We start from the raw sequence: 7,828 nt of genomic DNA on the forward strand, positions 1-7,828 counted from the left end.
ATCCGTGTCTGCAAGTTGGCGACAAAGCGATTGTCACGCACAAACTCTTCGGTCCATTGATCGATCCGCATGGCGGCTTGTGGCTGACATTTCCAATCAAATTCCGACAATGATGATTTCGGCATGGTCATCGGGCTCCGCTTTCAACCGGGGAGGAACACCACGACCCAATTCGTGATCGTCCTTCCTTCATTGTAGCATCGCCGAAATGTGGGATAGGCATCCTGCCTTTCATCGTTTGCCGCTAGCGCAAGATCGCCTGGGCGACTCGCAGGCCGCTGTTCATCGCCCCTTGGATACTGGGCGTTTCACGGTGATCGCCACACACAAAGACGCCTTCGCGATCCGTCGTCACCGGCTGGATCACGGGATCAAGCGTTAGTTTCGGCAGCCCAAATGGCACGTGATAGATCTGCAATCGTCTCCATTCGCCGGCCTGCTCGCCAAACCACCGAGTCAATTGCGGGCGCAGTGAGTGGTCGAGCGCATCGGGATCGATGTTTTGACTCAGTTCGGTGCTGACCGAGATCAGGTGCTGGCCGCTCGGTGCGTAGCGTGATGCAACGTTCGACATGACGGCGGCGGTTTGAATCGGTCCCAACTCGTCTCCTCGCAGTAGCAAGCGTCGTCGTTGCAGCGGTGCTTCGGCCGCTCCGTAATAAACCGTAGTGGTTCCCGACCACTCGGTGTCCAGCGATTGATCACCGATTAGACTTGCCGCCGCACTGCTTTCGGTGGCGATCACGATCTGTTTGGCCCGCAGCGTGCGGCCATCGGTCAGTTCGACGGTTCGTGCGGCGGTCGGTTCGGCGGATTCAGGCTGCAGTCCCGCAACGGATGTTTTCAGTTGCAGCGTGCCGCGTGGCAATCGGTCGGTAAGTTGTCGTGGGATTTCAGACATCCCGCCCGCAGGAACCGAGACGTGGCCTTGGCTGAACATGCGAAAGACGAACTCGAGCATCCGGCTAGGCATGACGAGTGATTCATCCAAATACACGCCGCCAAGAAAGGGACGAAAGAATTGGTCAATGATGCGGTCGGAGAATCCATTGGACTTCAGTCGTTCGAGCGTCGTCGTTTGCGCTCGCGTGTAAACGTCCTCGAGTGACCCCGCGTGGCTGGCGCTGCGGAGCTTGGAGATGCGGCATTTGTCTGCGAGCGACCCAACGGTGTTTTTGGCGGTTGCCGCGATGTCTAAGGGACGTCGCCATGGATCGCTTAACAGCGCAAACTCACCGTTTTGCCGTATCAATGCTCCCGGAGAGAAATGACACAACTCGAGTTGTTTGTAATCGAGGAGTTCGCGGCAAGCGGGATACGCCGTCAACAGCACTTGGAAACCATGGTCCAAGGTGAATCCGTCGATATAGTCGGTGCGAACTCGGCCTCCGGCGCGATCACTCGCCTCGAGCACCGTGATCGAGCGTCCAGCCTCAGCAAGCTTGACGGCGCAGGAGAGTCCCGCCAGCCCAGCGCCGACAATGATGACATCGAACGAATCGCCAGCCGTCGCGTTTGACATTGAGTTGCTCTTGGAAATTGGGGTGTTCGACTGAATGCTGCATCTTGACAGAAAACACGTTGGTTCGGCTGTCCCAGTTTTTGTTTTCGGCGTATGGGTGAGTCGACGACATTGCGCAATCGCCGCGAGTCTGATTTCGCCAACTTAATCCGGATGGCAGGCTGGAAGCCTATTCCGCATTTTTAAACTTTTTATTGCGTTTTGACCTAACGTGTCACCGCGGATGCGATGAAGTAAGTAGCCGAAAGTGGCACCTCTTCAAAATCAGAAACACAAAATCATAAAACATCCCGTGGAGTTTGATCATGGCTAAGTTTTACGTTCAATCCGGAAATTTGCGTACCGTCGTTCAGGCAGAATCGAGCCGCAAAGCTGCCATTTGGGCCGTCCACGAGGCAATGCAGCAAGTCTTGCCCGTCGACGACGAGCTTTCTCACTCAAAATCGGACCGCGAGAGTTCGGAAATGGGCACGGTGATCATGTTGACCAAACGAATCACGATCAGTGAACGAGGCTTTGACCGCAGCGACGCCGCCGTCATGTCGACTTTGGAGGTGATGAACGAGTGGAACCAAATGGTTACCACTCTCGATCGACTCGAGCAGATGATGCATCATGCGGCGTAGCGTCTGCAGCGGCAACCTGCGGATCGATGGGAAGGTAATCGCGAGGTGTAGTGCCCTCGCTATTCTTTTCGCAGGTAGCCGGCACTGGTTTGAAAGAACCGGCTGCGACGGACGACCGGTTGAACCTGGTCCTTGGAGGATTCTTTCAAATCCACCAAGTTGGCTTGGCAGTAGCGACATCCGACTTCTTCGAGATGGAAGCGGATGTAGTCATTCGGTTCGGCATCAAGTGTGCCAAGAATGTATTGCCCAAGTTCCGAACGTGACGGGCACGACAATCGTTCGCGTCGCCAAATTCCCGCGATCGTATGCAGCCCCGCAGCGTCACGCCCTTGGATTTCGGTCAACCGTTTGCGTAGTGAGGCGTCGCTGCGTAACGCTTGCTCGAGTTCCGAGCTGCGGTTCGCCGGTAACGCTTCGTCCAGAAAAGCCGCCAGTTCCGAATCGGTGAACGCGTTCATGTTTGCATGCTCGCTGTTGGGAATAAGGTCGTGGCGAAGGTCGCCAAGACTTTCGACGATCTGGGCGTGAACGAAACTCTTGGCGAATTTCGCTACCCCAAGTCCTACCCGGGACGCAACTCTAGCCGTCGAAACGGCTCAGACACAGCGTGACGTTTTGTCCGCCGAAACCAAAGCTGTTGTTCAACGCGTAACGGATATCCGCTTCGCGAGCGACGTTAGGGACATAATCCAAATCGCAATCGGGATCGGGGTTTTCTTGGTTGATCGTCGGTGGCAACACTCCGTCGCGAATCGCCATCAAGCAGACGATCATTTCGGTCACACCGGCTGCGGCAATCAGGTGTCCCATCATGCTCTTGGTGCTGCTAACCGGAGTGTTGATGGCGTTTTCGCCGAACACTTCTTTACACGCTTTGGTTTCGACTTTGTCGTTCACCGTGGTGCTGGTTCCGTGTGCGTTGACGTAGCCGATGTCATTGGGAGTTAGCCCGGCATCGGCGATTGCCATTCGCATCGCCGCGATCCCGCCATGCCCATCCGGTGGAATGTCAGTGATTCGGTAGGCATCGGCGGTGGTTCCGTAACCGGCGACTTCGCCATAGATCGTCGCTCCGCGGCGTTTGGCGGATTCGAGTTCTTCGAGCACGACCATGGCGGAACCTTCGCCCAGCACGAATCCATTTCGCAAACGATCAAACGGACGGCTGGCCTTGGTCGGTTCCTCATTGCTTTCGCTCAGCGCGGTCAGCAAGTTAAATCCGGTCACGCCGAGCGGATGGATCATGCTGTGCGTTCCGCCGGCAAGCATCACGTCGGCATCGCCTCGGCGGATGATTTCGGTCGCTTCGCCAACGGCTTGGCTGCTGGCGGCACAAGCGGTCAAGCAGTTCAGGTTGGGGCCTTGGGCGTTGAACATCGCGGCCAGGTGAGCCGCAGGCATGTTCGGTTCTTGCTCGAGTTCTTTGGCGGGATCGAGCAGCTCGAGTCCTTTGCCGACGAACTTGGCTGCGTCATAGGTACCGCTGGCCAATGCCGCGGACATCATGCGGCTGAACGTTTGGAAGTCCTGGTTGCCTTCGCCGCTGCCCATGTAGACACCAAAGCGAACGGGATCGGTGATCGAATCCATCACACCGCTGTCCTGCATCGCTTGCTTGCCCGCGCCGATGGCAAAACGAGTATGTCGTCCGCGGTTTTCCCACTGTTGGATCGACTCGCCCACTTTCGAGACGTCCCAATTTTTGACTTCCGCACTGATCTTTGTGGGAAAGCCGCTGGCGTCAAACAACGTTGTTTTTGCAACGCCGCTTTTGCCTTCTTTCAGCCCCGACCATACGGTCGCAGCGTCATGGCCCATCGGGTTAATCATTCCGATACCAGTGACGACGACTCGGCGACGCATGGGGAAACCTTGGGTGTGGAGAGTGAAAACAGGAAAATGAACAGAACAGAGAAGTAAAGCAGATTGACTTAGAGGTTGTCGTAGACCGGGACCGGAGTTCCATCGGGTTTCACCGCGACATGGAAAAAGTTCATCAGTCGCAGCATCGCTTCGAGGTCGCCCGGGCCGAATAGCGGTCCGGAGGTAAAGCGATCTTGGTCCAAGAACGCGAACATCAAGTCGATCTCGGCGTGCAGTCTCTCGTCAATGTGGCTGACACAGGTCACCGTGGCACCGGTGTCCTGCAGCGATTCGACTTTGACGTGATATTGCAATTGGTCACCGGTTCGCGCCGGTTCATGAAAGATCGCCTTGCCAACTTTGGCCAAGACACATCGCTTTTCGAAGCCATAATACTCGGAAACCAAAATGCCGCCGAGTTGGGCCATGCCTTCGATCACGAGCGTCGGGGGCAGCACGGGGTAGCCGGGACAATATTCGTCCACGACTTCCTCGTCCAGCGAGACATTTTTGATGCCGCGGGTATGACTGCCACTGACAAACTCAGTAAAACGATCGATCCAAAACCAACGCATCGACGACTACGCTCCGACTTTGGTTTCGACGTAGTTGCACAAATCGCCGACGGTCAACAGGTTGCCGAAGTCTTGTACGCGTGGGTTCTTTTCGAATTCCGAGAGATCGGCCCAAGGCATCCGTCGCTTCAGTTCGGCCATGCCTTCGGCGGTGACCACGCCATCTTTGACGTATTCCGAGTTGGTCAAAACGTCTTCGGGCGAAAGTTCTTCACGAGGGATCGTGATGTCGAACGCTTTTTCGAGCTTGAAGACGATATCAAGAAAGTCGATCGACTCGGCACCCAGGTCGCCGACCAAGGTCGCTTCGCGGGTCACTTCGTCATCATCGACACCCAGGGCGTCGATCAAGGCTTCTTGTACTTTTTCGAAAATCTCTTCTTGGGAAAGTGCCATCGAGTGGATCCTTTAAGGGCTGTTCACATAAACGGAGCGATAGGGATGCGTCATTTCGAGACGCGTAAATATTGTTTTTCAAGTCACTCGGGGGGCCTGGCATCAATGGCCGAGCGTCGTGGCGACTCGTTCAAGCCTAGCTCGCAGCATCGGCGGGAATCAGATCAATCGAGCCAAACAGTTCGTCAAATTGCTTTTTTGCACGCTGGCGAACGTCTTCGTCGGTCTTTAATCGTTCAGGATCATTGCAAGAACGGCGTTCCAGCACCAGACGAGCGGAAACGGTCGTGCGTCCCTCTTTCTGTGCCGTTGCCTTGACCGTGGTCAAGTTGCCATCGTTTTTGACCACTTCTGCGTTGATTTGCAGCGTTTCGCCAGGCGAGAGGAAGTCGCCAAATTTAACGCCGCGGACCTCTTTCAATGTGACCAACGCGCTCTCGAATTCGTCGCCGGTGCGGATCAGCCAAATTGCCGCTTGGTGTAGGGCTTCGAGCATCATGACCCCCGGCATCACCGGAAAACGAGGGAAATGGTCCAGCAAATATTCTTCATCGGCGTGCAGGGTTCGCTCCGCCGTGATTCGGACTCCAGGTTCAATGGAGGTGATTTTGTCGAGTTGTCGGTACTTCATTTTCCGGTCATTGGCGGGTGTGGGTTCGCCATAAAATAGTTTTCGGGCTGTTTTGCCTCAACCTTAATTACCGCTGTTTCGCCCCTGTTTACTCCGAATTCGTCGATTCGACGACCGGGGTTGAGCTCGGATTTGCGGAATTTGGCAATGCGGGTTCGCCAAGTTCAACGGTCTGTTCAGCGGTTTGTTCACTGCGTTTGGCGGCCTGTTCACTGCGTTTGGCTTGGGCAATCACCAAAACGCCCGCCACCAGCAATCCGACTCCGACTAACCGCAGCGGTGATGCCGAAGCCTGTGGATTGCCCATCCATCCGTAGTGATCCAGTAAAATAGCCGCCAACGTTTGTCCTGTCATGATGGCGGCAAACCACGGAACCGAGCCAACGCGGGGAACAAAATACAGCGACGTTGTGACAACCACCACTCCGATCGCACCGCCCGACCAGATCCACCATGGTAATTGCCCCGGCGCCGATTGAAATGACGGAGGAAAAACACCGGTGGAAAGGCACAGAATCAACAGCAGTGCTGTGCCGACCGCGAATGAAATTAGCGCCGCTTGGTAGGGGTGCGAGACTACCTTGCCGAGCGATCCATTGACGCTCGGTTGCACCCCAAGCACACAACCTGCGGCGAGACCGACGAGAATCGCAACCCAAAGCATGCCCAAAGCGTGTTGCACCTAGCAGCCCTTTGCGGTCTGCACCGCTTTGGTGTTTTCCGGCAATTGGCTGTTTTGAGTGGTTTCACGACGCTGAGGGCCCGCGACTTCGGGGCCCAAATGCTTGATTTGGTTCTCGGCATCGACAAATACCAATCGCGGCCGATGCTCGGCCACCTTGTCTTCGGGGACCATCGTGTAGGTCGCCAAGATGACTCGGTCGCCTGGATGCACCAAATGAGCTGCCGCGCCGTTCATGCAAACGTCGCTCGAACCGGGGATTCCCGGAATGGCATAGGTTTCTAGCCGAGTGCCACGAGTCACATTCCAAACGTGCACCGATTCATAGGCGCAAATGCCAGAAGCTTCGAGCAATTCGGGAGGGATCGTCACACTGCCTTCGTAATCCACATCGGCGCCCGTAACGGTCGCACGATGGATTTTGGCGGAAAGCAGTTTGCGAAAAGGGCCTGTCATCGTTTTACTCGCTCAGATACGGCTCAAGCAGTTCACGTGTCTTCGTGTCATCGATTGATAATTTTCCGAAACCGAGCACGCCCCCGGCATCGATGGATGCTTGTTGATGTTCTTCGTAATTGGTCACCAGCATGACGGGAACCGAACCTACTTCGGGATCCGCCTTGATCGCTTTTAGGACTTCCAATCCATCGGAATAATCACGATCCAGTTTGCGATTGACCGTGACAAGATCGACTTTGCGAGTGCGAAGCGTCTGCAGCGTGTCTTCCAACCCGTGGGTTTGCACCACCGAGGCTTTGAAGTTCGAGGAAACCATGCGCCGAATCGAATTGAAGTCTGGACCGCAATTTCCGCAATCCACGAGCAACTTAGACATCATCAAACCAATTTTATGCAAGTCGGGTCTCGGCGTCCTGCCCCCCGAACAATCGGGTATCGGCGGAGGAGGTTACCGAGACTGAGAAACTTTAGAGATTAGCCATGTCGAGAAGCACGGCAAGGCGGTTGCAAAATGAAACAGTCGCAGCGTCCTCTTTTCCCGAGGGGCTGCGACTTGCATTATGGCACCCGATTTCACCGCTCAGCCGAGCTTTGGCCGAAGTTCACTTCCTACGCCGGTTATTCGTCGGTCTTTCCGATCGCGAATAATTTGTCCTTCGTGCTGATGTAAATCGTGCCGTTGGCGGCCACAGGAGTGCTGTACACACTGGTTCCCATGTTGATTTCTTCGACCGGTTCCTTGTTGTCGGGACCAAATTCAAACACCGCAACGTCACCATCCTCGTCCCCGATAAAGACGCGTCCATCGGCAATTAGCGGGCTGCCCCAGCTCTGGGCGAACATGTCATAGGTAAAGTAAACGGTGGGCGTTCCGTCCTCTTTGGGCTTGGCGTTCAAACAATGAACCAAGCCTGAGAAGTCGGCGATGTAAAGAATGTCATCCTTGATGGCGACGGTGCCACAGCTGCGATGCATCTTTTCTTCGAAGTCGAATTCGCCGTCGTCGTTCTGGTCCGCCATGCTGTAGTGCCACACCACGGCCGAGTTGGAATTGTCCACCGCAGCTTCCCC

Annotated in this window: 11 protein-coding genes; 1 reads left to right on the forward strand and 10 read right to left on the reverse strand. The window is 55.4% G+C overall.

Translation table 11 applies throughout. The features are described from left to right. Nucleotides 1–244 precede the first annotated feature (244 nt). The gene (locus tag ABX962_RS24190; RefSeq protein WP_372723078.1) at nucleotides 245–1,522 is read right to left on the reverse strand and encodes an NAD(P)/FAD-dependent oxidoreductase; all 1,278 of its coding nucleotides are present in this window, start codon (nucleotides 1,520–1,522) and stop codon (nucleotides 245–247) included. 305 nt (nucleotides 1,523–1,827) lie between these two features. On the opposite strand from ABX962_RS24190, the gene ABX962_RS24195 reads away from it, so the two are divergent. After that, nucleotides 1,828–2,148, forward strand: a complete 321-nt coding sequence (locus ABX962_RS24195) for a hypothetical protein (protein WP_372723080.1) — start codon at nucleotides 1,828–1,830, stop codon at nucleotides 2,146–2,148. Between the two features lie 59 nt (nucleotides 2,149–2,207). On the opposite strand, the gene ABX962_RS24200 is transcribed toward ABX962_RS24195, so the two are convergent. The 9 genes from ABX962_RS24200 to ABX962_RS24240 form a co-directional block, all read right to left on the reverse strand. Continuing rightward, nucleotides 2,208–2,609 carry a hypothetical protein gene (locus ABX962_RS24200; protein ID WP_372723082.1) on the reverse strand — a complete coding sequence of 134 codons (402 nt, stop codon included), beginning with the start codon at nucleotides 2,607–2,609 and terminating at the stop codon, nucleotides 2,208–2,210. A 121-nt stretch (nucleotides 2,610–2,730) separates the two neighbouring features. After that, entirely contained in the window at nucleotides 2,731–4,014 is a 1,284-nt protein-coding gene (locus ABX962_RS24205; RefSeq protein WP_372723084.1) for a beta-ketoacyl synthase, read from the reverse strand. A gap of 68 nt (nucleotides 4,015–4,082) precedes the next feature. Continuing rightward, a complete protein-coding gene (locus ABX962_RS24210; protein ID WP_339938995.1) occupies nucleotides 4,083–4,589 on the reverse strand; it encodes a 3-hydroxyacyl-ACP dehydratase FabZ family protein in 507 nt (168 codons plus the stop codon). Nucleotides 4,590–4,595: 6 nt separating this feature from the next. After that, nucleotides 4,596–4,985, reverse strand: a complete 390-nt coding sequence (locus ABX962_RS24215) for an acyl carrier protein (RefSeq protein ID WP_008694933.1) — start codon at nucleotides 4,983–4,985, stop codon at nucleotides 4,596–4,598. A gap of 136 nt (nucleotides 4,986–5,121) precedes the next feature. Beyond that, complete coding sequence (locus ABX962_RS24220) at nucleotides 5,122–5,616, reverse strand: 3-hydroxyacyl-ACP dehydratase FabZ family protein (protein WP_372723086.1); 495 nt, start codon at nucleotides 5,614–5,616, stop codon at nucleotides 5,122–5,124. A gap of 88 nt (nucleotides 5,617–5,704) precedes the next feature. Next, nucleotides 5,705–6,298: a DMT family transporter gene (locus ABX962_RS24225; RefSeq protein ID WP_372723088.1), complete on the reverse strand. Its 594-nt coding sequence runs from the start codon at nucleotides 6,296–6,298 to the stop codon at nucleotides 5,705–5,707. Then, nucleotides 6,299–6,754, reverse strand: a complete 456-nt coding sequence (panD, locus tag ABX962_RS24230; RefSeq protein ID WP_372723090.1) for an aspartate 1-decarboxylase — start codon at nucleotides 6,752–6,754, stop codon at nucleotides 6,299–6,301. Nucleotides 6,755–6,758: 4 nt separating this feature from the next. Beyond that, on the reverse strand, nucleotides 6,759–7,073 hold the full coding sequence (locus ABX962_RS24235; protein ID WP_372723092.1) for a response regulator: 315 nt from the start codon (nucleotides 7,071–7,073) through the stop codon (nucleotides 6,759–6,761). Between the two features lie 302 nt (nucleotides 7,074–7,375). Further along, a partial coding sequence (locus ABX962_RS24240; RefSeq protein WP_372723094.1) for a PQQ-binding-like beta-propeller repeat protein occupies nucleotides 7,376–7,828 on the reverse strand: 453 nt, incomplete at its 5' end.

Origin of the sequence: Novipirellula sp. (assembly GCF_041583735.1) — a bacterium.
GTDB lineage: Bacteria > Planctomycetota > Planctomycetia > Pirellulales > Pirellulaceae > Novipirellula.

Excerpts from the sequence above, each read along its gene's own strand:
- ABX962_RS24190 (WP_372723078.1), bottom strand. The coding sequence starts at position 1,522 with ATGTCAAACGCGACGGCTGGCGATTCGTTCGATGTCATCATTGTCGGC.
- ABX962_RS24195 (WP_372723080.1), top strand. The coding sequence starts at position 1,828 with ATGGCTAAGTTTTACGTTCAATCCGGAAATTTGCGTACCGTCGTTCAG.
- ABX962_RS24200 (WP_372723082.1), bottom strand. The coding sequence starts at position 2,609 with ATGAACGCGTTCACCGATTCGGAACTGGCGGCTTTTCTGGACGAAGCG.
- ABX962_RS24205 (WP_372723084.1), bottom strand. The coding sequence starts at position 4,014 with ATGCGTCGCCGAGTCGTCGTCACTGGTATCGGAATGATTAACCCGATG.
- ABX962_RS24210 (WP_339938995.1), bottom strand. The coding sequence starts at position 4,589 with ATGCGTTGGTTTTGGATCGATCGTTTTACTGAGTTTGTCAGTGGCAGT.
- ABX962_RS24215 (WP_008694933.1), bottom strand. The coding sequence starts at position 4,985 with ATGGCACTTTCCCAAGAAGAGATTTTCGAAAAAGTACAAGAAGCCTTG.
- ABX962_RS24220 (WP_372723086.1), bottom strand. The coding sequence starts at position 5,616 with ATGAAGTACCGACAACTCGACAAAATCACCTCCATTGAACCTGGAGTC.
- panD (WP_372723090.1), bottom strand. The coding sequence starts at position 6,754 with ATGACAGGCCCTTTTCGCAAACTGCTTTCCGCCAAAATCCATCGTGCG.
- ABX962_RS24235 (WP_372723092.1), bottom strand. The coding sequence starts at position 7,073 with ATGGTTTCCTCGAACTTCAAAGCCTCGGTGGTGCAAACCCACGGGTTG.